This window comes from Comamonas denitrificans (assembly GCF_017368815.1).
Classification (GTDB): Bacteria; Pseudomonadota; Gammaproteobacteria; order Burkholderiales; family Burkholderiaceae_C; genus Comamonas; species Comamonas denitrificans.
The window spans coordinates 12,342-33,674 of record NZ_JAFNME010000027.1 but is presented as its reverse complement, the minus strand read 5'-3'; the positions used below and the strand labels follow the sequence as shown (position 1 = coordinate 33,674).

Below are 21,333 nucleotides of genomic sequence, written 5' to 3'. Positions count from 1 at the left end.
CCCTGGCTTTTATGCTGCGCCACCCGGCCCATTGGCTGGGGCTGGGTTTTGGCAGCGGCCTCTCGCCCATCGCCCCCGGCACTGCGGGCACGCTGTGGGCCTGGGGGGTGTTTGTGTTGCTGCAACAGGTGTTCAGCCCCGCGCAGCTGGGGGGGCTGATTGCCCTGTCCCTGCCCATCGGCTGGTGGGCCTGCACCATTACCGCCCGCAACCTGGGCCGCGATGACCCGGGCTGCATCGTCTGGGATGAAGTGGTCGCCATGTGGCTCATTTTGTGGCTCTTGGCCCCGGCCAGCTGGCACGGGCAGCTGCTGGCCTTTGCGCTGTTTCGCCTGTTCGATGCGGCCAAGCCCCACCCCGTGCGCTGGGCCGACCAATGCTTTAAAGGCAGCGGCTGGCGCGGTGGCTGGGGGATTATGTTTGACGACCTGGTCGCCGCTTTTTGCACCCTGCTGGTGCTGGCGGCCGGGCGGCACTTTGGACTATGGTGACCATGCCCCACAACCCCAACCCCCCCCAAGACTTGAGCGCCCTGGTGACCACCCTGGGCCAGCAATTGCAGCAACGCCGCTGGATGCTGGCCAGCGCCGAAAGCTGCACCGGTGGCTTGATTGCCGCCGCTTGCACCGACATCGCTGGCTCCAGCCGCTGGTTTGAGCGCGGCTTTGTCACCTATTCCAATGCCGCTAAAACGCAATTGCTTGGCGTACCGGCCGAACTGATCGCCACGCACGGTGCCGTCAGCGAGCCGGTTGTGCGCGCTATGGCGCACGGCGCGGCCCTGCACGCCCAGGTTCCCATTGCCGTGGCCAGCACCGGCATTGCCGGGCCAGACGGCGGTAGCCCAGACAAGCCGGTGGGCACCGTGTGGCTGGGCTGGTGGGTCGATGGCGTGGTCCGCAGCCAGTGCTTTCACTTTGACGGCCCACGCAGCAGCGTGCGGGCGCAAGCGGTTTACCAGGCTTTGTGGCAGCTTGAAAAAATCATTGCGGCGCAAGGGGCCAAGACCGATCCGGGGCAAAGACCGTAAACGCTGTTGGCCCCCAGCCCACCCCGCCGCACCAACACACCCGAAAGTAAGAATAAAAAAATAGCTGCTAGCGCTTTATTTACAAGCACTGGCAGCTATTTTTATAGTAATTTTTAGTTTTTATGAGCGGTAAGCGCTATTGTTTTTGCTTTCTTGTTTAGCGCAAGGCGGTCAAGCCGGGACGGCGCAAGCCCGCCTGCTCTTCCAGGCGGAAGGTGTCGGCCACCTCGGCCAGGTGGTGGGCCTGCTGCTGCAAGGCGGCAGCTGCGGCCGAGGATTGCTCCACCAGCGCCGCGTTTTGCTGGGTTACGCCATCGAGGTGGCTGACCGCCTGGTTGATTTGCGCCAAGCCCGAGGCCTGCTCCCGGCTGGCCAGGGCAATCTCATCGACGATGCCCGCCACGCGCTGGATGCCGCTGACGATTTCTTGCATCGACGTGCCGGCCTGCGCCGCTTGGGCGTTGCCCATTTCGGCCTTGCTCACGGCATCGGTGATCAAGGCCTGCACCTCGCGGGCGGCTTCGGCACTGCGCCCGGCCAGTGAGCGCACCTCGCCGGCCACCACGGCAAAGCCCCGGCCTTGCTCGCCGGCGCGGGCCGCTTCAACGGCGGCATTCAGCGCCAAGATGTTGGTTTGGAAGGCAATGCCATCAATCACGCTGATGATGTCCACAATCTTTTTCGCCGATTGGTTGATCTCGGCCATGGTGCTGACCATCTGCCCGACGATATCGCCCCCGTTTTGCGCCATGCGCCGTGCCTCACCGGCCAGTTCATTGGCCTGCACCGCGTTGTCCGCGTTTTGCTGCACGGTGCTGGAGAGCTCTTCCGTGGCCGCAGCCGTTTCTTCCAGGGCGCTGGCCTGCTGCTCGGTGCGCGAGGACAGGTCCAGCGTGCCCGCGGCCACCTGGGCCGAGGCGCTGGCAATGGCCCCCGCCCCGGTTTTGACATTGGCGACCGCGTGCGACAAGTTCGAGCGCATGCCCTCCAAGTGCTGCAGCATGTAGCCAATTTCATCCGTGCCACTGTGGGGCACGGGGTGGGACAAATCGTTGTCGGCAATTTGCTTGAGCGCCGTACTGGCGGTCATGAACCCACCCTTCAAGCGTGTGAGCAGGGCCAAGGCCAGCAGCACCGAAGGGACAACCAACAGCAGCAGGGCAGCCGCAAAAATCCACAAGGCTTGGGTATAACGTGCCTCGGCCGCTTGGTAGTGAAGATTGGCTTGCTCAATTTGGTAGCTGCGCAAAGCTTCTGCCGTTTTCAGTACCTGCACGCCTTCCACACGGGTGGCGGCTAAAAACGCAGCCATGGTGGTGGCGCTGTAATCATTGTTGCGAATGGACTCAATAGCTGCCGCCAGCTTGGGCTGCCAGGCCGCGCGTGCGGCCTCTACGGCGGTCAATAAAGAGCGCTCTTGGGCACTCAAATTACCTTCCGCCAGCTGTTTGTGAATCGCGTTGGCACGGGCTTGGTTGGCGGCAATGGCCTCTAAGTGCTCTGTGATGGGGTGGTCATGAATGCTGGCCAATTCCCCATTAGGGTCGTGCTGAAAAGAGAGCAGCACCTGCATGCGATTGTTGAGCGTTTGCTCCACCGACTCGCTGGCCAGTTGCGAGCGGGCCATGGATTCGTCGTGCAAAGCCTTCAAACTCTTGCTGGCCGAGGACATGCCCGCCAACCCAATGCCCGCAATCACCAGCACCGACACTACAAACGCTGCCAATACCGCAATAAAACGGTGCGTAATTCGCCAGCTATTCCACAAAGACGCCATGGTTTGCAACCTCAACAAAAAAGAAAACGTCAGCTCTGCAATGCCAACACCCAAAGCATAGAAGCTTACAAGGCGTTACTGTCTTTTATTAGCTTTTTTAAATAACCAGTGGTTTTATTCAGACATTGTTGCCCGCCAACAACGCCCAGGCCATGCGCAGCCGCAAGGCATCGCGCCCCAGGCGGCGTGAGCGGGGCAGTTTGCCCAGCAGGCCCAAGCGCTGTTGCGTTGCGGCCAAGGCTTGCTGCACCGGCGGCGACCACTGGGCCAGGGCCTGCTGCCAGGTCGCCTGGGCCTGGGGCAAGGCCTGAACGCGGGCCAAAATCCACGCGGTGGAATGCACATAGCACAGCACATCGCGCACTTGGCACAGGGGCAAGGGCAGGTGGGCGGCGGGGTCGTCCTCAAAATCAATCAAGCCAATGCCCCCATCGGCGCAGAGCACCATATTGCGGGCAAAGGCTTGGCTTAGGCACTGGCCTTGGCCATGCACTTGCGCCAAGGCCTGCAAGCCACGCTGCCACAGCGCCAAGGTGGCCGCCGCAGTCCCCGCCTGTTCCAGCGCATGGCCCAGGCTTTGCACGGGCTGGCCTGCTTGGCCCAAATCACGCATGACAAAGGCCTGCTTACTCACCGCCACCACGGCGGGCACGCGCAGGCCGCAGGCCGCCAAGGTTTGCAAGCGCTGCACCTCGGTGGCAATGGCCTGCACGCCGCCGGGATTGGGCACGGGCTGCAGCGCCGGCACCTGCAGCCAGTGGGAGACCCACGCCAGGGCGCGATAGCGCCATGCCGGGTGGGCGGGCCCGGCGCGTTTCAGCCACAGGCTGTGCCCCTGCCATTGGTAGCGCTGCACCAGCGCCGTTTGGTGGGGGGCGTGACTGGCTAAAAATGCCGCGAAATCCAGTGCGGGCGCTGCCGCTGCCTCAGTTGGCACACACGATCCTTTGTTCAGATTCTTCAGACTAGGACAGCGCCGACCCTTCTGTTTTGGCCCGTTGGGCCGCTTGGGCAGCCAACGAGGGCTTGGGTGCGGAGGGCACCAAGGGTGGTGGCGCTATCTGAAAGCTGTCTGCCTTGGCCAGCGGCCAGTACAGGCGAAACACGCGGTGCTGGCGGTGCAGCGACCCCAGCAGCGCCCCGGGGCGCACCTGCATGATAAGTTGAGAAAGCAGGTGCACTTCGGCATCGTTGATGCGCCGCACGATGTGGTGGGCGGTGATTTCGCCCGGTGCGTGCAGGCCTGCAGCTTGCACCAGCTCCATCAGCGCATGCATGGTATTGCGGTGAAAGTTGGCCACACGCATGGCTTTGTCGGGCACAACCAGGGCTTTTTGGCGCACCGGGTCTTGCGTGGTCACCCCCGTGGGGCAAAAGCCGGTGTGGCAGGTTTGCGCCTGAATGCAGCCCAGCGCCAGCATGAAGCCCCGCCCCGCATTGCACCAATCGGCCCCCAGGGCCATCATGCGGGCGATGTCAAAGGCGGTAATCACCTTGGCCGCCGCACCAATCTTGATGCGATCGCGCAGCTTCACGCCCACCAGGGTGTTGTGCACCAGAATCAGCCCCTCTTGCAGCGGCACGCCCACGTGGTCGGTGAATTCGACCGGTGCCGCGCCGGTGCCGCCCTCGGCCCCATCGACGACGATGAAATCAGGGGTGATGTCGGTCTCAAGCATGGCCTTGACCATGGCAAACCATTCCCACGGGTGGCCAATGCACAGCTTGATGCCCACGGGCTTGCCGCCGGAGAGGCGACGCAGCCGCCCAATGAAGTGCATCAGCTCCAGCGGGGTCGAAAACGCGCTGTGAAACGGTGGGCTGATGCAATCTTGCCCCACCGGAATGCCCCGTGCGGCGGCAATTTCCGGGGTCACTTTGGCCCCCAGCAACATGCCGCCATGGCCGGGCTTGGCCCCTTGGCTGAGCTTGAGCTCAATCATCTTGACCTGTGGATCGCGGGCGTTTTCCACAAATTTTTCATCGCTGAACGTGCCATCGGGGTTGCGGCAGCCAAAGTAGCCCGAGGCAATTTGCCAGATCAAATCGCCACCATGCTCGCGGTGGTATTTGCTGATGGAGCCTTCGCCCGTGTCATGGGCAAAGCCGCCTGTGCGTGCGCCCAAGTTCAGGGCCAGCACGGCATTGGCGGACAAAGCCCCAAAGCTCATGGCCGAAATATTGAACACGCTGGCATGGTAGGGCTGGGTACACACCTCTGCACCAGGTAAAGGCTGGCCCGGCGTGCCGCCAATCCACGTCCGAAAATCTTGCGAGGCCAGCTTGGTCGGCACCATGGAGTGGTTCACCCACTCGTAGCCTGGGGCGCTCACATCCAGCAGCGTGCCAAAGGGGCGGCTGTCGGACACGCCCTTGCTGCGCTGGTACACCAGCGAGCGCTGCGCGCGCGAAAAGGGCAGGTTCTCATGGTCGCCCTCAATGAAATACTGGCGAATCTCTGGGCGGATGAACTCCAGCATAAAACGCATATGCCCAATCACCGGGTAATTGCGCAGCACGGCATGGCGCGTTTGGCGCAAATCCTGCACGCCAACCGCACTGAGCGCCCCCAGCACCAGCGGCAGCAGCCACCACCACCCGCCCCACGCGAGGGCCGCTCCCAGGCCGGTGATGGTGCCTACGGCGCACAGCACCAGCACCGTATAGCGAATAGGAAACAGGCCCGGAAAACGGCCAGACGCAGCGGACATACAAAGCTCCAAGAGGGGACAATCCAGTGGCTCGGGCTACACTGCCAAACGCACTGTCACGCCATGGTGTTATGCGCATCTGGCGATGCCTGCCATGGCGAAGGCAGCGATTGTGCGCTTACGCAGGGCTGACTGTCCTTGGCCGCCTCAGCAAGCCCCTTCACCACCAAAATCTGCATGCTTGGCATGCATACCGTTTGAAATTTCACTCATGACCACCGCCATTTCCTTCCCCCCCGCACTGGACGAAACCACCCTGCAAGAGCTGGACGACCTGCTCGCCGCGCTGCGCGAAACCCATGAAGAAGTCCCCCAGTGGGAGTTTTGTGACGGCTTTCTCACCGCCGTCGCCTGCACCCGCCGTCCCATTGGCGTACACGAATGGCTGCCCATGCTGCTGGGCGATGGCGAGCCTTTGCCGGCCCATGCGCCCCTGCCCCAGCTGCCCGTTTTTGGCACCGAGGCGCAGCAAACCCGCTTTTTAGAACTGGCACAAGCGCGGCTGGCCGAAATCCTGCGCCAGCTGGACCGCCCCACCCACAGCCTGGAGGAGGACGATGCCTTCTCCCCCGAAGTGCTGGACACCCGGGGGGCCGTGCTGATGATGAGCGCCGAAGAGCAGGCCGAGATTGGCGATGAGCCCATCCCCTCGCTGGCCCAAGTTTGGGCGCTGGGCTTTATGTTTGCCGTGGAAAACTGGGAGGCCGACTGGGCCCTGCCACGCGACAAAGAAGCGGCGCAGATGATTGACAACGCCCTGGAGCAGATCGTCGCCCTCACCGAAGACGACACCGGCAAGCCCGCCCACAACCTGTACGATGAGAACGGCCCCGCCTCTACCAGCCAACCGCGCATTGATGCGTTTGGCCATGCCATCTGGGGCATCTACGACCTGCGCCAAGCCTGGCGCAGCCTGGGCCCGCAGCAAGAAACGATTGTCAAAGGCGTGCAACCGGGCCGCAACGACCCGTGCTCTTGTGGCAGCGGTAAAAAATACAAAAAATGCTGCGGGGCGTAACCCATAACCGTGGCACATTCATTTTTATTGCGCTTGCGCACGTGAGTCTGCCTTTTTAAACCACCACTATGACTGAAATTTTGCACCGCGTTGGCATTGACCTGGGCGATCGCTCCTACCCCATTTTGATTGGCAGCGGCCTGCTCTCGAACAGCGCCATTTTTGCCCAGTGCCCCAAGGCCACGCAGGCCGTGATAGTCACCAACACCACGGTGGCCCCGCTGTATGCCGCCCAGCTGCAGGCGGCCTTGGCCGCGCACTACCCTCAGGTGCGCCAAGTGGTGCTGCCCGATGGCGAGGCGTTCAAGGACTGGGCCACCCTGAACCAAATTTTTGACCACCTGCTGGGCCACGGCTGTGACCGCAAAACCGTGCTGTTTGCCCTGGGCGGCGGCGTGATTGGTGACATGACCGGCTTTGCCGCCGCCAGCTATATGCGCGGCGTGCCGTTTGTGCAGATTCCGACCACGCTGCTGTCGCAGGTCGATTCCAGTGTGGGCGGCAAAACGGCCATCAACCACCCGCTGGGCAAAAACATGATTGGCGCCTTTTACCAGCCGCGCCTGGTGCTGTGCGACCTCGATAGCCTGGCCACGTTGCCGGCCAAAGAGCTGTCGGCCGGGCTGGCCGAGGTCATCAAATACGGGCCGATTGCCGACATGGCTTTTTTTACCTGGCTGGAGCAGCACATGGACGCGCTGCGCCAGCAAGACCGCGCCGCGCTGGCCCAGGCCGTCAAGCGCAGCGTGGAGATCAAAGCCTGGGTCGTGGGGCAGGACGAGAAAGAATCGGGCCTGCGCGCCATCCTCAACTTTGGCCACACCTTTGGCCACGCCATCGAGGCCGGCATGGGCTACGGCCACTGGCTGCATGGCGAAGGCGTGGGCGCTGGCATGGTGATGGCCGCGCACTTGTCGCAGCGCCTGGGGCTGGTGGATGCGCATTTTGTTGCGCGGCTCACCCGCCTGATTGAACGCGCCGGACTGCCCACGCGGGGCCCGGTGCTCGATGCCCAAGACAACGCTGGGGCCTACCTGAGCCATATGCGCGTGGACAAAAAAGCCGAGGCGGGCGACATCCGCTTTGTGCTGATTGATGGCCCGGGCAAAGCGGTGCTGCGCAGCGCCCCCGATGCCCTGGTGCGCGAGGTGATTGCCACCTGCTGCACACCGGCGGCTTAACCCATAACCCAGCAGCCTTATGCGCCCGCTGGATGGCCAGCCTGCTGGGGCAGGGGCTGGTGCCAACGCTCCCAACCACTGGCGCGCAACTGGCACGCCGGGCACTGCCCGCAGCCCGCGCCCCAGGCATGGGGCGTGCGCGTGCCTTGGTAGCAGGTGTGGCTGTCTTGCACGATCAGGTCAATCAATGCCTGGCCGCCCAGCTCAAAGGCCAATTGCCACACCGCCGCCTTGTCGCGCCACATCAGTGGGGTGCTGATGCGCAGGCGCCGCTCCAGCCCCAGGTTCAGCGCCAGCTGCATGGCCTTCATGGTGTCGTCGCGGCAATCGGGGTAGCCGGAAAAATCGGCCTCACTCACCCCGGTCACCAGCACCTGCAGCCCCCGGCGGTAGGCCAGCGCCCCGGCCAGGGTCATGAACAGCAGGTTGCGCCCCGGCACAAAGGTGTTGGGCAGGCCATCTTGCTGCATGGCAATGGCCACATCCTCGGTCAGCGACGAGCCGCCAATCTGCCCGATCACATCCACATTCAGCACATGGTCTGGGCCCAGGCGGGCCGCCCAATGGGGGAACTGCCAGCGCAGGCGCTGCAGCACCGTTTGGCGGGCCTGCAGCTCTACGCTGTGGCGCTGGCCGTAGTCAAAACCCAGGGTTTCCACGTGGGCGTAGTGGGTCAGGGCGTGGGCCAGGCAGGTGGTCGAGTCCTGCCCGCCGGAAAATAAAACCAAGGCGCGTGTGTGCATGGCGGCGATTACACCACCGCGCTGTGCGGCGCTGGCTGTTAATCTTCGCGCCCATGAAGATTTACCAAGTTGGTGGCGCAGTGCGCGATGCCTTGCTCGGCCTGCCGGTGCATGACCGTGATTGGCTGGTGGTGGGCGGCACCCCCGAAGCCATGGTGGCCCAGGGCTTTACCCCGGTGGGGCGGGACTTTCCCGTCTTTTTGCATCCGCAAACGCACGAGGAATACGCCCTGGCCCGCACCGAACGCAAAAGCGGCCACGGCTACCAGGGCTTTACCGTCTATACCAGCCCCGATGTGACGCTGGAAGAAGACCTGGCGCGGCGCGATTTAACTATTAATGCCATAGCTGCTCCCGCAGGTTGGACGGGCGCTGAGGCCGTTTTTGACCCTTATCACGGTGTGGCCGACCTGCAGGCCAAAGTGCTGCGCCATGTGACCGAGGCATTTGCCGAAGACCCCGTGCGCATTCTGCGCGTGGCCCGCTTTGCTGCCCGCTTTACCGACTTTAGCGTGGCCCCCGAAACCATGGCGCTGATGCAGGCCATGGTGCAAGCGGGCGAAGTGGCCCACCTGGTGCCCGAGCGGGTGTGGCAGGAAATCAGCCGGGGGCTGATGCAGGCCCAGCCCGAGCGCATGTTTGCCGTGCTGCGCGCATGCGGAGCGCTGGCCGTGCTGCTGCCCGAGCTGGACCGCCTGTGGGGCGTGCCCCAACGCGCCGATTACCACCCCGAGGTCGATACCGGCCTGCACACCATGCTGGTGCTGGGCCAGGCCGTGCAGCAGCAAGCACCGCTGGCCGTGCGCTGGGCCTGCCTGGTGCACGACCTGGGCAAAGGCACCACGCCCGCCGACGTGCTGCCGCGCCACATTGGCCACGAGCAGCGCGGCGCCAAACTGGTGCGGCAGGTGGGCGAGCGCTGGCGCGTGCCCAAAGAGTGCTCCGAGCTGGCCGAGCTGGTGGCGGCCGAGCACGGCAACATCCACCGCAGCCTGGATTTGTCCCCTGCCGCCGTGCTGCGCCTGCTGCAGCGCTGCGACGCGCTGCGCAAGCCCGAGCGCTTTACCCAGGCGCTGTGGGCCTGCGAATGCGATGCGCGGGGGCGCTGGGGGTTTGAGGCTGCAGCCTATCCGCAGCGCGGGCGCTTGGCGCAGGCGCTGGCGGTGGCGCTGGGTGTGGCCACCAGGCCGATTGCGGCGCAGGCCGTGGCAGCGGGGAAGAAAGGGGCGGCCATTGGGCAGGCGGTGGATGCGGTGCGGGTGCAGGCGTTGGGGCAGTGGCTGAAAACCGGGGGTTCTTCCTGAAAAGAGAGCTGGTTTCGCTGGTGGTTATTAAGTTTTAGGGCTTTAGTTCTTTGAGGCTTAATGTTTGCTTGCGGTAGCAGCTTTCTTTTTAGATTTGTTGGCTGCTGGCCGGGTCTCTCCCCGGCGGGCGACTGGCTTTCTTGCCCGCGCAAGAAAGTCAGCAAAGAAGGCGTGCTGCGCAGCTTCAATACCCGCCGTAAAACTCGCTGCGCTCAAACAGCTACGGCGAGCATGGATGGGTGAGGGCTTGCTTGATCAGCGGCTGCGCTTTTTCTTGATGCGCTTGAAAAGTGGCTTCTTCGCTTGCTGCGTAGCAAGCGAAGAAGTCATTCCTCAACAGCGCAACCGTAAGAGCGCAACCGTCTTCAACATAGCGAGCGCTACCCGTCTGACTCACCGTGGTTGTCCGAGCGCAGCGCCCGCAGGGCGCGAAGCGAGTTTCACGGTGCAAAAGCTGCGCAGCACGCTTTCTTTGCATCCTTTCTTGCGCGTGCAAGAAAGGATGTCGCCTGCCGGGGCGAGACCCGGCCAGCAACCCTAAAAACCATCAAAACTAATGGTTAAAGCTGCTGAGCCAGCCAAGCCAGAGATTTGAGGGCCACCAACAGCAACACCGCCAGCAACAAAGCGCTGGTAAAGGGCAGCCGCACAGTCCATCGCCCCAGCCGAAAACGCAGGTCGCCGGGCAATTTAGGCCACTTGCCCAGAATGCCGGTGGTGCTGTCGATGAGCAGCAGCACGATGAAGACGATGATGGCCCAGCGCAGCAGCATGGTGGTGTGCTCCTGGGGGCTTACAGCCGGTGCGTGCGGTCGCCGTGGGCAAAGCCCAGGGCGGGCCAGGGCGGCACGCCTTTGCACAGGCCCAGCACTTTGAACAGCTCGCCCATTTCGTGCTCCAGCACCAGCTTGCCCGCCAGCGCCCGTTGGGAGAGGGTGAGGGCATCGGTTTTTGCGGTGAACCCGCAGTTCAGCAGAAAGTGCCCCTGGCTGGTGTAGCCCAGGATGTCAAAACCCGCGTCCTGCGCTGCGACGGCGCTGCCGGTGAAATTGACGTGGGCGGTGATGTCCTTGCCGCCCACGTCGGCCAGCGGGTCGCTGTCCATTTTGTGGCGCTGGTGGCAGACCAGGGTGCCCATGGAGCGCTGGGGGTGGTAGTACTCGTCCTCGCCAAAACCGTAGTCAATGAAAAACGCCGCGCCGCGCTGTAAATGGTGGCCCAGGGTGCGGATAAAGGCTTCGCCCTGGGGGTGGATTTCGGTCACGTAATCGTGTTCGCCCTCGATCTCCAGCGGCGGGCGCAGGGGGGTGGGGCGGTCGCGCCACATGAAAGCGCCCCCGTCGCCCAGCGCCACGCCGCGCTCGTGCCAAGTGCCGTCGATGCGGGCCAGCAGCTGCACGGGCATGGCATCGAGCACCTCGTTGCCCAGCACCACGCCATGCATGGCGGGGGGCAAATGGTCGGCCCACTGCACCACATCGCCAAACGCGGCCAGCCGCGCTTGCTGGCGCTGGCGCAGGCTGCCCGAGACATCGACGATGGTGTAGCGCTCCAGCAGCACGCCCTGCGCCTGCAAGGTGGTGAGCACCTGCTCGGCCAGCGCCCCGCTGCCCGCGCCAAATTCCCACACTTCATGGGTGGCGGTGTGCTGCAGTGCTTCGATCACCTGGGCGGCCAGCGTTTGCCCGTACAGCGAAGACAGCTCAGGAGCCGTCACAAAGTCGCTGCCATCGGCGGGCATCGCGCCCAATTTAAGGCTGTCGTTGGCGTAATAGCCCAAGCCGGGGGCGTACAGCGCCAGGTGCATGAAGCGGTCAAACCCCAGCCAGCCACCGGCGGCCGTGATGGCGTGGGCAATGTGCTGGTTGAGTTCGGCGGAGGAGGGTGCGCAGGTGTTCATAATCGGGCCGATTTTTACCCGTATTTCCCCTGGCCCTTGGTGATTCATGAATAAGCTGCCGTTTTTATCCGCCGATTCTGCTGCGGCCCCGCCACCGCAGCCGCCCTCGTGGGTGCTGATTACGGGGGGGGCGGCCCGTTTGGGCAAGGCCTTGTGCTTGGCCTTTGCCGATGCGGGCTGGAACGTGGTGCTGCACTACCGCCATTCCCACGCTGCCGCGCAACAGGTGCAGGCGCTGGTGCAGGCCAAAGGCCAGCAATGCACCCTGCTGCAGGCCGATTTGGCCCAGCCGCACGCCGCCCAGCAGTTGTTGGCCGACTGCGCCATGGCCTTGGGCGGCCAACCACTGCGCTGCGTGGTGAACAACGCCTCGCAATTCGAGCCCGATACCGCCGCCACCGCCCAGGCCCAGGGCCTGCAGGCGCATTGGCAAACCAACACCGCCACGCCGCTCTTGCTGGGCAATGGCCTGCTGGCCTGGGCGCAGCAGCACCCCAGCCCCGCGCCGGGCTGGTTCAGCGTGCTGCACATCCTGGATCAAAAGGTACACAACCTGAACCCGGATTATTTTTCCTACACCGTCAGCAAACTGGCGCTGGAGCGCAGCGTGGCCCTGCAGGCGCAGGCGCTGGCCCCGTGGGTGCGGGTGTGTGGCATCTCGCCGGGGCTGATGTTTTTAAGCGGGCCGCAAACGCAGGACAACTTTGACCGCGCCAGCCGGGTGAATTTGCTGCAAGCGCCCATCGACCCAGCGCAGGTGGCCGCCAGCGCGGTGTTTGTGGCCGAGACGGCGGCGTTGAATGGCTGCACCCTGCCCGTGGACAACGGCCAGCATCTGGTGCCGCTGGGCCGCGATGTGATGTTTGCCATTGAGCCCACCCTGCACGGTGCCGGTGCGCAGGAGCCACCCTTATGAACTCGATCTTGCTGGCGTTTGCCACCCTGGACCCCCGCCTGGCGCTGCACTGCCGGGCACTGAGCCTGCGCCGCCACGAGGTGCCGGTGCGCATTGGCGTGCATGCTTTTGAGCGCCAGGCCCCGCAGCGCATGTGGTTTGATGTGGATTTGTGCGTGCCGCTGGCCCAGGCCGCCGCCGCGCACGACGATATTGCGCACACGCTGGATTACGACTTTATCCGCGCGGTGATTGCCCAGGTGGTGGGCGACCAGCACCACGAGCTGCAAGAAACCCTGTGCGACCGCATCGCCACCCAGCTGCTGGCCAACCCGGCGGTGCAGGCCGTGCGCGTGGCCACGCGCAAGCCCGATGTGTACCCGGACAGCGCCTCAATCGGTGTAGAGCGCGTGGCGCTTAAATCATGACAATCTTTGGGTGAAAACCAACTATAAATCAACGTCAGCAAGCGCTGACAGCTATCATTATGTTAAATCTCTCTTCGGTGCCGCAAACCGGCAACCAAATCCTGACCCTTACCGGCCTGCGCTTTGCGGCCAGCCTGGGCATTTTGGAGCAGGAAAAAACCGCCCCCCAGCCCATCCAGGTCGATGCCGAGCTGAACCAAGGCCCGCAAGCGCTGCGCCCGCAGGACGATGACATCCTGCACGTGCTGGACTACCGCAAGGTGCGGCAAATCATCATCGAGGAGTGCACGGCCGAGCACGTGAATTTGCTCGAAAGCCTGATCGGCAAACTCGCCCAGCGCCTGATGCAGCTGCCTGGCGTGCTGGGTGTGCGCATCAAAATCGCCAAGCTGGAGATTTTTGACGACTGCGAAGTCGCTATCCGGGTGGAAGCGGGGCAGTGGTAGCGCTGGCGGCAACGGCAGCGTGGGTGGTTAAAAAGGCTTCCAGCGCCTGTGCTGGCAGCGGCTTGCTGATGCCGTAGCCCTGAAAAAAGCGGCAGCCCCAGCTTTGCAGGGCGGCTTGGTGGGCGGCTGTTTCGACCCCTTCGGCAATCACCTCCAGGCCCAGGCTGTGGCCCAGGGCAATCACCGTCTGGGCGATGCTGGCATCGTTGTGGTCTTCTAGGCAGTCGCGCACAAAGCCCTGGTCGATCTTGAGTTGGTCCAGCGGCAGGCGCTTGAGGTAGGCCAGCGAGGAAAAGCCGGTACCAAAATCGTCAATCGAAAACCGCACCCCCAGCTGGCGCAGGGCCTGCATGCGGGCCACCACGGCATCCATGTCTTCGACCATGGCGCTTTCGGTCAGCTCCAGCTTGAGCTGGTGCGCCGGTGCCCCGGTTTCTTGCAGCACCTCGCGCACTTGCTCTACAAAATTGCTTTGCTGAAACTGCCCGGCGCTCACATTCACCGCCATGCTCAGGCCTTGGCGCTGTGGCTGCCGTGCCCACTGCGCCAATTGCGTGCAGGCGGTGTGCAAAATCCAGCGCCCCAGCGGCAGGATGAGGCCGGTTTTCTCGGCCAGCGGAATAAATTCTGCGGGCGAGATAAAGCCATGCTTTTTGGAAATCCAGCGCACCAAGGCCTCCACCCCCACCACCTGCCCAGCGGCATTGATTTGGGGCTGGTAGTGCAGGCAAAAGCTTTCTTGCTGCAGCGCCTCGCGCAGGTCGTGTTGCAAGCGGGCGCGGGTGGTCACCTGGGCTTGCATCTGGGCTTCGTAAAACAAAATGCTGCCCGGGCCGGTATTTTTTGCTTGGTGCAGCGCCAAATCGACTTTGCGCAGCAGCTCCATCGGCGGCTCGTGGGTCGCCCCGCCGAACACCACGATCCCAATGCTCACGCTGCAGTGCTGGGTGGTATGGGCAAAGGCCAGCGGCTGCTCTAGTGCGTGCAGTAACGCCGCTGCCAGGCGCTCGGTGTGCAAAGCCGCATCGCCCCACTGCGGCGGCAGTTGCGAAATCAGCACCAAAAACTCATCCCCACTGGGCCGCGCCACCACCGCCCCCGGGGGCAGCAGTTGGCGAATGCGCTGGGCCAAGGCGGTCAAAAAGGCATCGCCTGCCTCGTGCCCCAGGGTGTCATTGACGGACTGGAAGTCATCCACATCCAGATACAGCAAGGCCCCCAGCCCGTGGCCGGCCACGCACTGGGCTTGCACCTGGGCCAGGATGTCCACAAACGCTTGGCGGTTGGGCAGGCCGGTGAGGGCATCGGTCGAGGTCAAGCGGTCAATGTGTGCAGCCGCTTCGCGCTCGGCCTGCTGGCGCGCTTCGACTTCGCTGACCAAGTGGTTGAAGACCTGCACCATGTCCCGCACCTCGGTTTGCTTTGGCAAGGCGATGCGCTGCAAACGCCCCCCATTGCGCACCATGGCCGACAGGGTGCGGGTGGTGGCCGCCAGCGGGCGCAATTCATGGTGCAGCCGCCAGGCAATGGCCAGGGCCGCCAAAACGCTGACCAATACGGCCGCCAGGGTGATGGTCTGGTTTACGCTGTCTATCGGGGCCAGGGCTTCGTCCAGTGGCAAGCTGATCACCACCATCCAGTGGGCCTGGGTGATGGGCTGCAGAGCAACCAACCAGGCTTGGCCCTGGTTGTCGTACTCCACCTGGGCAAATTGGCCCTGCGCCAGGGCATCGACCACCGGATTGCTGCCCAGCGGCGGTAAGCGCTCCATCACCCGCTGGGGCTGGTTGGCGGCCAGCACGGTCTGGGTGGCCACATCGGCGATGAAAAATGTGCCTTGTTCCCCATAGGCTTGCTGTTCAATGCGCGACAAAAAATTGGGGCGGCTTAAATCCAGCACCCCCGCCAACACCCCAATCGGCTGGCCGCTGCTGCCCCAGATCGGCACCGCCAGCACCACCACCGGGGTGCCGGTTTCAATGAAGGGGGCGCTGACCACGCTGCGTCCGGCCAAGGCCGCTTGAATAAAGCTTTCCCCGCCGTAGTCATTGCCGGTGCGCAAAATGTGGGGCGGAAACGAAGTCAGCGCCAGCCCCTGGGCATTGGTAACAAAGGTGCCGCCATTGAACAGTTGCTGCAGCACGACCAGGCCCAGCTGGGTTGAATCCGGGGTGGAGAGTACCTCGCCAAAGGGCTGGCGCAAGGCACGAAAATCTGTGGCCGGGCGGTTAAGCTGCTCTGGCGCATGCTCCAGCACCGGGGCAAAGTGGCGGGCCACACGCAACAAGATCGCTTGGCGCTCTTGCAAGGTGTGCTCCAGCGCCTGGGCCGCCAATGCGGCCACGGAGCGCTGTTGGCGTTCAATCTGGTGGCGCATGTCGTGGCGCAACTGGTAATTGGCAAAGCCCGCCAAGGCCCATAAACCCCCTAAAAACAAAACCACAATCAGCAGCGGCAAGCGCAGTTTCAAGGAATGCCAGGAGAGTGCTGCCATAAGGTTTAGCCCGAGGTGGTATCAACGCTGGAGGCGGCCTAGCCTGCGCCGCGAATCTTCCGCTGGAATGCCCGTGGGGGCCAAACCGCATTCAATTACAGGGAAAATCACGCCTCAGCAGCGTTGATGGGATGAAATAAATTGTTTCAAGTACCCGCGCTTTTACCGCAAATTGGCTTGTATGAATACTGATACTTCTCCCTCCTGGGTGGCTGAGGCTGCCGACTTTTCTGACACCGACAGCAGCGCCATGCCCGCCCCGGAGGCGGCCACCAGCGGCCGAACCAAGGCCCAGCGCGAGGCGTACAAACTGGAAAAACGCCTGTGCCGCGAGGTGGGCCGGGCGATTACCGACTTCAACATGATTGAAGAGGGCGACCGCATCATGGTGTGCATGTCCGGCGGCAAGGACAGCTACACCCTGCTGGACATTTTGCGCAAGCTGCAAAAACGCGCCCCGGTCAAGTTTGACATCGTGGCCGTCAATCTCGACCAGAAGCAGCCGGGCTTTCCGGAGCACATCCTGCCCGATTACTTCAAAAGCATTGGCGTGGAGTACCACATCGAAAACCAGGACACCTACAGCGTCGTCAAGCGCGTGGTGCCCGAGGGCAAGACCACCTGCAGCCTGTGCTCGCGCCTGCGCCGGGCGATTTTGTACTCGGTGGCCGACCGCCTGCAATGCACCAAGGTGGCGCTGGGCCACCACCGGGACGACATTTTGGCCACCATGCTGCTCAACCTGTTCTACGGCGGCCGCATGAAGGGCATGCCGCCCAAGCTGGTCAGCGACGATGGCAAGCATGTGGTGATTCGCCCCCTGTGCTATGTGCCCGAGCGCGATACGCGCAGCTGGGCCGAGTACCAGCAGTTCCCCATCATTCCCTGCAATCTGTGCGGCAGCCAGGACGGCCTGCAGCGCGTGGCCGTTAATGAAATGCTGCGCGAGTGGGAGAAAAAACACCCCGGCCGCATCGAAAGCATGTTCCGCGCCATGGGCCATGTGGTGACCACGCACATGATGGACCCCAAGCTGCACGACTTTAAAAACGCCAAGGCCACCGGCATGGCCGACCCCCAGGGCGACATTGCCTTTGACGATGAGCCCCTGCCGATGCCGCAAGTCGTCCAGCGCAGCCGTTCTACCCTGGAAACCAGCCTCGACAATTAACGCGCCCCGCCGGGGCCAGAAAGGGATCACTATGTTCCAACGCGCATTCACTGCAGCCGCCCTGGCCAGTGCGCTGCTCTTGGCCGGTTGCGCCACCGGCCCGGCGGCCATTACCAGCCAGGTGCAGTCCTACGCCAGCATGCAAGGCGTGGCCTTGCCGACCACCTACCGGCTGGAGGTGCTGCCCTCCCAGGCGCAGCAAGCCAGCTTTGCCCGCATTGAAATGGCCGCCGACACGGCCTTGACCAAGGTCGGCTTGCAGCGTGCCCCGCGCCCTGAGCAGGCCAAACTGGTGGTGCAAGTGGGTGCCTCGGCCGGCGAAGGCCGCGCCCAGCATCCAACGTGGGATCCGTACTACTACGGCCCGCGCTTTGGTTGGGGCCTGGGCTACGGCGGTGGCTGGTACAGCGGCTGGAATATGCACTGGATGATGATGGACACCCCGCCCCGGGTGTATCTGCGGGCCGTCAAGCTGGTGCTGCGCGATGCGCAAAGCCAGCGCATCGTGTACGAAACCTCGGCCCAGTACGATGAAGTGCGCGTCAATGACGACACCATCTGGCAGGTGCTGTTTGATGCCGCCCTGACCGGGTTTCCGGCCCCGCCCACCGGGCCCCGCCAAGTCACCCTCCTGCCTGCACCTGCAGAAGCGCCAGCCCCGCAAGCCCCGGCCAGCGTGCCGCTGCCGGTCTGGCAGCCGGTGGACACCACCTTGCCGCCACCCGCGCCAGCTGCGCCCGCAGGGGCTGTGCCGGCGACGGCTGCTCCTGTTAATGGATCAGCTCCCGTTCGTCCTGCTTCAGAATTGGGGCGCTAACACCTTCATTTTGGCTTGCAGTAAACGCTTGCAGCCCTAGTTTTTGTAGCAATTGATCATCGGCCTGGGTGTCCGGATTGCCGGTGGTCAGCAGCTTGTCGCCATAAAAAATCGAATTCGCCCCGGCCAAAAAGCACAGCCCTTGCACCGCTTCGCCCAATTGCTGGCGGCCGGCCGACAGGCGAATCCGCGCCCGGGGCATGGTGATGCGGCAGATGGCAATCACCCGCACAAAATCCAGCGGATCCACCGGGGCGCTGCTGGCCAGCACCGTGCCGGGCACGGGCACCAGGCTGTTGATGGGCACCGACTCGGGCTGCAGCTTGACCAGTTCGGCAATCAAACTGGCGCGGTCGGCCTGCTGCTCGCCCAGGCCAATGATGCCGCCGCAGCACACCTTGATACCGGCCTGGCGCACGGCGCTCAGGGTGTCGAGCCGGTCTTGGTAGCTGCGCGTGGTCACCACCTGGGCGTAATGCGCGGGGCTGGTATCGAGGTTGTGGTTGTAGTAATCCAGCCCGGCCGCCTGCAAGGTCTGCGCCTGGTCGGGCGAGAGCATGCCCAGCGTGGCGCAGGTCTCCAGCCCCAGGGCTTTGACGTTGGCGATCATGGTGGCCATTTTTTCCAGATCCCGCCCTTTGGGGCTGCGCCAGGCGGCCCCCATGCAAAAGCGGGTGGCCCCAGCGACCTTGGCCGCCTGGGCCGCTTGCAGCACCTCGTTTTCAGGCAGCAGCTTGCTGGCTTTCACCTCGGTCTCAAAAGTTTGCGACTGGGGGCAGTAGCCGCAGTTTTCCGGGCAGCCGCCGGTTTTGACCGACAGCAAGGTGGCCAGCTCCACCTCCGGCTGGGGCCAATGGGCCTGGTGGACGCTAACGGCGCGTTGCAGCACCGTCAGCCACGGCTGGGCAAACAAATCCTCAATAGCAGACAAAGTCCAAGCAGTCATCGCAATCTCCAAAGCAAAAACAATCGACGGCGATGGTAGGAGAGTGTTTCAGGCTTGCCCAGGGGAGCAGTGCAAAATAATCAGCGCTATTTATTTGTCTGCAAATGCCGGCAAATCATCCCAATTTTGCGCAAACTTAATGACAATTAAGCGCAGATCGCTACTTTGTAGTCATGCGCGACGAACCTGCTGCCTTCTGCCTGCAATGGCGTGCAAAATCACGCATTCGCCGCTGCACTCCTCTGGGGCTTGCAAGCACCTAGGGTTTACCCGAGAATCAAACGCTTTTTTACCCCCTTTTTTTCTTGCCCATGGACGCAACCCGCATCATTGCCATTCGGCACGGCGAAACCTCCTGGAATGCGACTGGCCGCATTCAAGGCCACACCGACATTCCCTTGAACGCCACGGGCCAAGCCCAGGCCCAGCAGGCGGCCCAGGCGCTGGCCGATGAAACCTTGGCCGCCATTTACAGCAGCGACTTGCAGCGCGCCTGGCAAACCGCCCAGGCCCTGGCCACGAGCACGCAAACCGCCCTGCACCCTGAGCCGGGCCTGCGCGAGCGCTGTTTTGGTGTTTTTGAAGGGCGCACCTTTGCCGAGGTGGCGCAATCGCACCCCGAAGACTCGCACCGCTGGCGCAAGCGCGACCCCCACTTGGTCTTCCCTGGTGGCGGCGAATCCCTGCTGCAACTGCGCGAACGCATCGCCGCCACCGTGCAGCGCCTGGCCCAGCAGCATGTGGGTGAGCAAATCGCCCTGATTGCGCACGGCGGGGTGATGGACATCTTGTACCGCCTGGCCACCCAGCAAGACCTGCAAGCGCCGCGCACCTGGGCGCTGACCAATACCGCCATCAACCGCTTGCTCTGGACACCCCAGGGCCTGAGCCTGGTTGGTTGGGGCGATGTGCGCCATCTGGCACCGGGGGCGCTGGAAGAGTCGTTCTCCTAGCCCCGCCTCCCAGCCCCGTCTGCGCCCCGGCCATAAAAAAAGCCAGCCTATCAGGCTGGCTGGGGGGCAGGGCGCGATTACAGCGCGGGAATGCGCAGTTTTTGACCCGGGTAAATCTTGTCCGGGTGGGTCAGCATGGGCTTGTTGGCCTCAAAAATCACTGGGTACTTGTTGGCATCGCCATAGAATTTTTTCGCGATGGCGCTCAAGGTGTCACCGCGCACCACGTCGTGGTATTGGGCTTCGGGCTCGGGCTGGGTGACCGTCATCTCGTTGTCCACACTTTGCACGCTGGCAACGTTGCCACAGCACAGGGTGACTTTTTCTTTGGCCGCTTGGGTGGGGGCCACGCCGCGCACGGTCACTTTGCCCTCGCTGCCATCAAACGTGACCTGCAGGTCTTCCAGGCCCAGGTTTTGAGCTTGGATATAGGTGGTAATGGCTTGCGCCGCTTGGGCATTCAAGTCTTGCGCCGAAGGGGCCGCCGCTGTGGCTGCCTGGGCGGGCTTGCCGCCAAAAAGTTTTTCACCGGCTTCTTTGATAAAACTAAACAGACCCATGGGGAAGACTCCTTCTTGTGTTGAAACAAGTGACCACTTTACCGGCGGATGCGGGCCAATCGTCCTTTCATCGGCGCAATAGCTACTTTTTTTCACAATTCAGTGCCGCGCCCTGTGCAATGCGCTGTGCCGTCGCTGTCCTGGGCGGTAAAAATCCTGATAATCCCTGCCTTATGACATTTCTGGCCATTGACATCGGCAACACCCGCTTGAAGTGGGCCATGTACGACGCACCCCGCCATGGGGCCAGTCTGCTGGCACAGGGGGCGGAGTTTTTAGAGCAAATCGAACAATTGGCCGACGGCCCCTGGAGCCGTCTGCCTGCGCCCTGCTGCATGCTCGGTTGCGCGGTGGCCAGCGAAACCACCCGGCGGCGGGTGCATGAGCAAATCGACCAGATGCTGGGCTGGGACTTTGCTCCCCAGTGGGTCGTGCCCAGCAGCCAAGAGGCGGGCGTGACCAACGGCTACGACCAGCCGCTGCGCCTGGGGGCCGATCGTTGGGTGGCCATGATTGGCGCGCGCCAACGCATCGTGCAACGCGGCAGCCCGCGCCCGCTGATTGTGGTGATGGTGGGCACGGCCGTAACGGTGGATGCGCTGGATGCCGATGGGCGGTTTCTGGGCGGCTTGATCCTTCCCGGCCACGGCATCATGCTGCGGGCGCTGGAGACGGGCACAGCAGGCCTGCATGTGCCCACCGGCCAGGTCACCCCCTTCCCCACCAACACCAGCGATGCCTTGACCAGCGGCGGCACCTACGCCATTGCCGGGGCGGTCGAGCGCATGTACCAGCACCTGTACCTGCACTGCCGCATGGAGCCAGCCTGCATCATGGCCGGTGGCGCAGGCTGGAAGATGGTGCCCAGCATGACGCGCCCCTTTGAGCTGGTTGATAACCTGGTGTTCGAGGGCCTGCTGGCCCTGGGGGCCCAGCGCTTTGCCAAAGCGGCGGCCTAG

The 21,333-nt window shown here is 63.4% G+C and carries 22 protein-coding genes; 13 read left to right on the top strand and 9 right to left on the bottom strand.

Annotated features, from left to right (window positions below):
* Nucleotides 1-2 precede the first annotated feature (2 nt).
* Together J1777_RS11485 and J1777_RS11480 are read left to right on the top strand one after the other, a co-directional pair.
* Nucleotides 3-491 carry a phosphatidylglycerophosphatase A family protein gene (locus tag J1777_RS11485; protein ID WP_242700510.1) on the top strand — a complete coding sequence of 163 codons (489 nt, stop codon included), beginning with the start codon at nt 3-5 and terminating at the stop codon, nt 489-491.
* A 2-nt stretch (nt 492-493) separates the two neighbouring features.
* Nucleotides 494-1,030 carry a CinA family protein gene (locus J1777_RS11480; RefSeq protein ID WP_207575836.1) on the top strand — a complete coding sequence of 179 codons (537 nt, stop codon included), beginning with the start codon at nt 494-496 and terminating at the stop codon, nt 1,028-1,030.
* Between the two features lie 157 nt (nt 1,031-1,187).
* Here J1777_RS11480 and J1777_RS11475 read toward each other — a convergent pair whose 3' ends face one another.
* The 3 genes from J1777_RS11475 to J1777_RS11465 form a co-directional block, all read right to left on the bottom strand.
* Complete coding sequence (locus J1777_RS11475) at nt 1,188-2,807, bottom strand: methyl-accepting chemotaxis protein (RefSeq protein ID WP_207575835.1); 1,620 nt, start codon at nt 2,805-2,807, stop codon at nt 1,188-1,190.
* Nucleotides 2,808-2,925: 118 nt separating this feature from the next.
* Nucleotides 2,926-3,744, bottom strand: a complete 819-nt coding sequence (locus J1777_RS11470; RefSeq protein ID WP_207575834.1) for an RIO1 family regulatory kinase/ATPase domain-containing protein — start codon at nt 3,742-3,744, stop codon at nt 2,926-2,928.
* Nucleotides 3,745-3,772: 28 nt separating this feature from the next.
* Nucleotides 3,773-5,518 carry an FMN-binding glutamate synthase family protein gene (locus tag J1777_RS11465; RefSeq protein WP_207575833.1) on the bottom strand — a complete coding sequence of 582 codons (1,746 nt, stop codon included), beginning with the start codon at nt 5,516-5,518 and terminating at the stop codon, nt 3,773-3,775.
* A gap of 211 nt (nt 5,519-5,729) precedes the next feature.
* Here J1777_RS11465 and J1777_RS11460 point away from each other — a divergent pair, with 211 nt between their 5' ends.
* Together J1777_RS11460 and aroB are read left to right on the top strand one after the other, a co-directional pair.
* On the top strand, nt 5,730-6,536 hold the full coding sequence (locus J1777_RS11460) for a UPF0149 family protein (protein WP_207575832.1): 807 nt from the start codon (nt 5,730-5,732) through the stop codon (nt 6,534-6,536).
* Nucleotides 6,537-6,604: 68 nt separating this feature from the next.
* Complete coding sequence (gene aroB / locus J1777_RS11455; protein ID WP_207575831.1) at nt 6,605-7,717, top strand: 3-dehydroquinate synthase; 1,113 nt, start codon at nt 6,605-6,607, stop codon at nt 7,715-7,717.
* A 17-nt stretch (nt 7,718-7,734) separates the two neighbouring features.
* On the opposite strand, the gene queC is transcribed toward aroB, so the two are convergent.
* On the bottom strand, nt 7,735-8,460 hold the full coding sequence (queC, locus tag J1777_RS11450) for a 7-cyano-7-deazaguanine synthase QueC (protein WP_207575830.1): 726 nt from the start codon (nt 8,458-8,460) through the stop codon (nt 7,735-7,737).
* Between the two features lie 53 nt (nt 8,461-8,513).
* Here queC and J1777_RS11445 point away from each other — a divergent pair, with 53 nt between their 5' ends.
* Together J1777_RS11445 and J1777_RS11440 are read left to right on the top strand one after the other, a co-directional pair.
* Nucleotides 8,514-9,764, top strand: coding sequence for a multifunctional CCA addition/repair protein (locus J1777_RS11445; RefSeq protein ID WP_207575829.1), 1,251 nt, complete (start codon nt 8,514-8,516; stop codon nt 9,762-9,764).
* A gap of 64 nt (nt 9,765-9,828) precedes the next feature.
* On the top strand, nt 9,829-10,305 hold the full coding sequence (locus J1777_RS11440) for a hypothetical protein (RefSeq protein WP_207575828.1): 477 nt from the start codon (nt 9,829-9,831) through the stop codon (nt 10,303-10,305).
* Nucleotides 10,306-10,324: 19 nt separating this feature from the next.
* On the opposite strand, the gene J1777_RS11435 is transcribed toward J1777_RS11440, so the two are convergent.
* Together J1777_RS11435 and J1777_RS11430 are read right to left on the bottom strand one after the other, a co-directional pair.
* Complete coding sequence (locus J1777_RS11435; protein WP_207575827.1) at nt 10,325-10,537, bottom strand: DUF2905 family protein; 213 nt, start codon at nt 10,535-10,537, stop codon at nt 10,325-10,327.
* Nucleotides 10,538-10,557: 20 nt separating this feature from the next.
* The gene (locus J1777_RS11430) at nt 10,558-11,664 is read right to left on the bottom strand and encodes a class I SAM-dependent methyltransferase (protein WP_242700509.1); all 1,107 of its coding nucleotides are present in this window, start codon (nt 11,662-11,664) and stop codon (nt 10,558-10,560) included.
* 46 nt (nt 11,665-11,710) lie between these two features.
* Between J1777_RS11430 and J1777_RS11425 the strand changes: the two genes are divergently transcribed.
* From J1777_RS11425 to J1777_RS11415, 3 genes are read left to right on the top strand one after another with little or no spacing between them, the layout of a single operon-like run.
* On the top strand, nt 11,711-12,580 hold the full coding sequence (locus J1777_RS11425) for an SDR family oxidoreductase (RefSeq protein ID WP_207575826.1): 870 nt from the start codon (nt 11,711-11,713) through the stop codon (nt 12,578-12,580).
* Nucleotides 12,577-12,987, top strand: a complete 411-nt coding sequence (locus J1777_RS11420; RefSeq protein ID WP_207575825.1) for a dihydroneopterin aldolase — start codon at nt 12,577-12,579, stop codon at nt 12,985-12,987. Before J1777_RS11425 ends, J1777_RS11420 begins: the two co-directional genes overlap by 4 nt.
* A 59-nt stretch (nt 12,988-13,046) precedes the next feature.
* Nucleotides 13,047-13,433: a dihydroneopterin aldolase gene (locus tag J1777_RS11415; RefSeq protein ID WP_207575824.1), complete on the top strand. Its 387-nt coding sequence runs from the start codon at nt 13,047-13,049 to the stop codon at nt 13,431-13,433.
* Here J1777_RS11415 and J1777_RS11410 read toward each other — a convergent pair.
* The gene (locus J1777_RS11410; RefSeq protein ID WP_207575823.1) at nt 13,405-15,927 is read right to left on the bottom strand and encodes a putative bifunctional diguanylate cyclase/phosphodiesterase; all 2,523 of its coding nucleotides are present in this window, start codon (nt 15,925-15,927) and stop codon (nt 13,405-13,407) included. The two genes, J1777_RS11415 and J1777_RS11410, sit on opposite strands and share 29 nt — an antisense overlap.
* A gap of 181 nt (nt 15,928-16,108) precedes the next feature.
* Here J1777_RS11410 and ttcA point away from each other — a divergent pair, with 181 nt between their 5' ends.
* Nucleotides 16,109-17,098: a tRNA 2-thiocytidine(32) synthetase TtcA gene (gene ttcA / locus J1777_RS11405; protein ID WP_207575822.1), complete on the top strand. Its 990-nt coding sequence runs from the start codon at nt 16,109-16,111 to the stop codon at nt 17,096-17,098.
* A gap of 31 nt (nt 17,099-17,129) precedes the next feature.
* The gene (locus J1777_RS11400) at nt 17,130-17,915 is read left to right on the top strand and encodes a DUF4136 domain-containing protein (protein ID WP_207575821.1); all 786 of its coding nucleotides are present in this window, start codon (nt 17,130-17,132) and stop codon (nt 17,913-17,915) included.
* On the opposite strand, the gene bioB is transcribed toward J1777_RS11400, so the two are convergent.
* Nucleotides 17,869-18,885 (bottom strand): biotin synthase BioB, encoded by a 1,017-nt coding sequence (bioB, locus tag J1777_RS11395; protein ID WP_423220544.1) that lies wholly within the window; start codon nt 18,883-18,885, stop codon nt 17,869-17,871. The genes J1777_RS11400 and bioB overlap by 47 nt on opposite strands.
* Nucleotides 18,886-19,172: 287 nt before the next feature.
* Here bioB and J1777_RS11390 point away from each other — a divergent pair, with 287 nt between their 5' ends.
* Nucleotides 19,173-19,814 (top strand): histidine phosphatase family protein, encoded by a 642-nt coding sequence (locus J1777_RS11390; protein WP_207575819.1) that lies wholly within the window; start codon nt 19,173-19,175, stop codon nt 19,812-19,814.
* A 77-nt stretch (nt 19,815-19,891) separates the two neighbouring features.
* Here J1777_RS11390 and lysM read toward each other — a convergent pair whose 3' ends face one another.
* Nucleotides 19,892-20,374 (bottom strand): peptidoglycan-binding protein LysM, encoded by a 483-nt coding sequence (gene lysM / locus J1777_RS11385; RefSeq protein ID WP_207575818.1) that lies wholly within the window; start codon nt 20,372-20,374, stop codon nt 19,892-19,894.
* 173 nt (nt 20,375-20,547) lie between these two features.
* On the opposite strand from lysM, the gene J1777_RS11380 reads away from it, so the two are divergent.
* On the top strand, nt 20,548-21,333 hold the full coding sequence (locus J1777_RS11380; RefSeq protein ID WP_207575817.1) for a type III pantothenate kinase: 786 nt from the start codon (nt 20,548-20,550) through the stop codon (nt 21,331-21,333).

Excerpts from the sequence above, each read along its gene's own strand:
- aroB (WP_207575831.1), top strand. The coding sequence starts at position 6,605 with ATGACTGAAATTTTGCACCGCGTTGGCATTGACCTGGGCGATCGCTCC.
- J1777_RS11415 (WP_207575824.1), top strand. The coding sequence starts at position 13,047 with ATGTTAAATCTCTCTTCGGTGCCGCAAACCGGCAACCAAATCCTGACC.
- J1777_RS11465 (WP_207575833.1), bottom strand. The coding sequence starts at position 5,518 with ATGTCCGCTGCGTCTGGCCGTTTTCCGGGCCTGTTTCCTATTCGCTAT.
- J1777_RS11480 (WP_207575836.1), top strand. The coding sequence starts at position 494 with ATGCCCCACAACCCCAACCCCCCCCAAGACTTGAGCGCCCTGGTGACC.
- queC (WP_207575830.1), bottom strand. The coding sequence starts at position 8,460 with ATGCACACACGCGCCTTGGTTTTATTTTCCGGCGGGCAGGACTCGACC.
- J1777_RS11390 (WP_207575819.1), top strand. The coding sequence starts at position 19,173 with ATGGACGCAACCCGCATCATTGCCATTCGGCACGGCGAAACCTCCTGG.
- J1777_RS11400 (WP_207575821.1), top strand. The coding sequence starts at position 17,130 with ATGTTCCAACGCGCATTCACTGCAGCCGCCCTGGCCAGTGCGCTGCTC.
- J1777_RS11460 (WP_207575832.1), top strand. The coding sequence starts at position 5,730 with ATGACCACCGCCATTTCCTTCCCCCCCGCACTGGACGAAACCACCCTG.
- J1777_RS11425 (WP_207575826.1), top strand. The coding sequence starts at position 11,711 with ATGAATAAGCTGCCGTTTTTATCCGCCGATTCTGCTGCGGCCCCGCCA.
- ttcA (WP_207575822.1), top strand. The coding sequence starts at position 16,109 with ATGAATACTGATACTTCTCCCTCCTGGGTGGCTGAGGCTGCCGACTTT.
- J1777_RS11430 (WP_242700509.1), bottom strand. The coding sequence starts at position 11,664 with ATGAACACCTGCGCACCCTCCTCCGCCGAACTCAACCAGCACATTGCC.
- J1777_RS11380 (WP_207575817.1), top strand. The coding sequence starts at position 20,548 with ATGACATTTCTGGCCATTGACATCGGCAACACCCGCTTGAAGTGGGCC.
- J1777_RS11420 (WP_207575825.1), top strand. The coding sequence starts at position 12,577 with ATGAACTCGATCTTGCTGGCGTTTGCCACCCTGGACCCCCGCCTGGCG.
- J1777_RS11445 (WP_207575829.1), top strand. The coding sequence starts at position 8,514 with ATGAAGATTTACCAAGTTGGTGGCGCAGTGCGCGATGCCTTGCTCGGC.
- J1777_RS11435 (WP_207575827.1), bottom strand. The coding sequence starts at position 10,537 with ATGCTGCTGCGCTGGGCCATCATCGTCTTCATCGTGCTGCTGCTCATC.
- J1777_RS11475 (WP_207575835.1), bottom strand. The coding sequence starts at position 2,807 with ATGGCGTCTTTGTGGAATAGCTGGCGAATTACGCACCGTTTTATTGCG.
- J1777_RS11410 (WP_207575823.1), bottom strand. The coding sequence starts at position 15,927 with ATGGCAGCACTCTCCTGGCATTCCTTGAAACTGCGCTTGCCGCTGCTG.
- lysM (WP_207575818.1), bottom strand. The coding sequence starts at position 20,374 with ATGGGTCTGTTTAGTTTTATCAAAGAAGCCGGTGAAAAACTTTTTGGC.